The 2,000-nt window shown below is 74.5% G+C and carries 2 protein-coding genes; both read right to left on the bottom strand.

Going from position 1 to position 2,000, the window contains the following annotated elements; translation table 11 throughout:
• The coding region (locus tag Q7L73_RS28540) for a hypothetical protein (RefSeq protein ID WP_304715796.1) at positions 1–694 on the bottom strand (694 nt) is incomplete at its 3' end.
• Positions 695–708: 14 nt separating this feature from the next.
• Entirely contained in the window at positions 709–1,914 is a 1,206-nt protein-coding gene (locus Q7L73_RS28535; RefSeq protein WP_304696344.1) for an ABC transporter permease, read from the bottom strand.
• Between the last annotated feature and the right edge of the window lie 86 nt (positions 1,915–2,000).

The following is a 2,000-nucleotide window of genomic DNA, read 5'->3' as shown; positions in this document are numbered from 1 at the left end:
CGCCACCGGCCGCCGCCGCGCCGCCCGCCGCGCCGCCGGCGGCCGCGCCGCCCCCGAAGCCGCCGCCGATCAGCGCGCTGAGGGCGGCGGTCGCGTCGCCGGCGGTGATCGAGGTCGCGCGGACGGCGCCGTTGCGGCTCGTGCCCTGGACGACGACCTGCTCGCCGGGACGGATCTCACGCGGCTCGGCGTCGACCGTGCGGGTGACGGTCGCGCCCTTCTGCGCCGTCACCTTGACGGTGTTGCCGGAGGCGTCTCTGACGTAGAGCGTGTCGCCCTTGACGGTCACGACCTCGCCGACCGTCGCACTCGCGCCGCCACCTGCGCCAGCCGCGCCGCCGTTTGCGCCAGCCGCGCCACTGTTTGTGCCAGCCGCGCCGGCATTTGCGCCAGCCGCGCCGCTGTTTGCGCCGGGAGCGCCGCCGCCGGCCATCGCCGCAGCCCCCGGGAAGCCGCCGCCGGGGAAGCCGGCAGCTCCGCCGCCGCCGTCGCCGTCGCCGGCCTGCTTCTGCACGAGCACGCCGCCGAGGAAGCCGCCGGCGACCAGCAGCAGCGCCAGCAGCCCGCCGGTCACCGGCGTCAGGCGCTTGCGCGGGCGCGGCGGCGGCAGCGGGGCGTCGTCGTCGTCGGCGAGCCAGTCGCCGGCGAGCGGCTCCTCCTCCACCTTCGCTCTGGGTGATGTCTCGGTCGTCATCGGATGGGGGCTCCTCACTCGAAGCGCAGCGCCTCGATCGGTCGCAGGCGGGCTGCGCGGCTGGCGGGGTAGGTGCCGAAGAAGAGGCCGGTCGCGATCGCCGCGCCGAACGCGAGCGCGATCGAATAGGGCGCGACCACCGGCGCGACGCCGGCGATCCTGAAGCGGCTGCCGGCGAGGCCGACGAGCACGCCGCAGATCCCGCCGAGCAGCGACACCAGGACCGCCTCGACGAGGAACTGCGAGAGGATGTCGCCGCGGCGGGCGCCGATCGCCTTGCGGATGCCGATCTCACGCGTCCGCTCGGTGACGGAGACGAGCATGATGTTCATCACGCCGATCCCGCCGACCAGCAGCGAGATCGCGGCCACCTGCGCCAGCAGCGTCGTGAAGACGCCGCTGGTCTCGCTCGACGCCTCCAGGATCGAGCCCTGGTTGATCACCTGGAAGTCGGAGCTGTCGCCGTCGGCGACCTTGTGGCGCTGGTCGAGGATCGCGGTCACCTGCGCCTGCGCGGCGTCGAGCTGGCCGCGCGATCTCGCCTGCACGGTGATCGCATCGACGTCGCCATAGCCGGTCAACGTGTCCTGGACCGCGCTCAGCGGCGCCAGCGCGACGTCGTCCTGATCCTGCATCCCGCTCGCGCCCTTGGACGCGAGGATGCCGACGACCTGGAAGTTGGCGCCGCCGATCTGGACCGTCTGCCCGACGCCGGCGCCGAGGTTGTCGACGACGGTCTGGCCCAGCACGACGACGCGCTCGCGATCGCTCACGTCGGTGTTCGTGAAGAACTCGCCGCTGGCCAGCTTGTAGTCGCGCGCCTGCTGGTAGGAGGGCGTCGTGCCGACGAAGCTCTGCGGCGCGTAGCTGGTCGAGCCGCTGACGATCGTCGCGCTCGCGGTGACGGTCGGCGCGGCGGCCGCGACCGCCGGGGCCTGCTCTCCGTCGACCAGCGCGCTCGCGTCTCTCGTCGTCAGCGGCTTCGTCGCCGCGTTGGAGGCGCCGGAGCCGCCCGGCGCGCTGCCGGAGGTGACGAGCAGGACGTTGGAGCCGAGCGCTTCGATGTTCGCCGTGACCGCTCTCGAGGAGCCGTTGCCGACCGCGATCAGCACGATCACCGAGGCGACGCCGATCGTCAGGCCGAGGATCGTCAGGCCCGAGCGCAGCTTGTTCGCGAGCAGGCCGCCGACGGCGATGCGGAAGGTCTCGGCGCCGATCACGCGACGCTCCGCGGGGAGGCGGCATCGCGTGGAGCGGGCGCGGCGGCGGGCGCGGCGGCGGGCGCGGCGGCGGGGGCGGCGGCGGG

Source organism: Conexibacter sp. CPCC 205762 (assembly GCF_030646155.1).
Classification (GTDB): domain Bacteria; phylum Actinomycetota; class Thermoleophilia; order Solirubrobacterales; family Solirubrobacteraceae; genus Conexibacter.
This window is presented reverse-complemented; position numbering and strand designations above follow the sequence as displayed.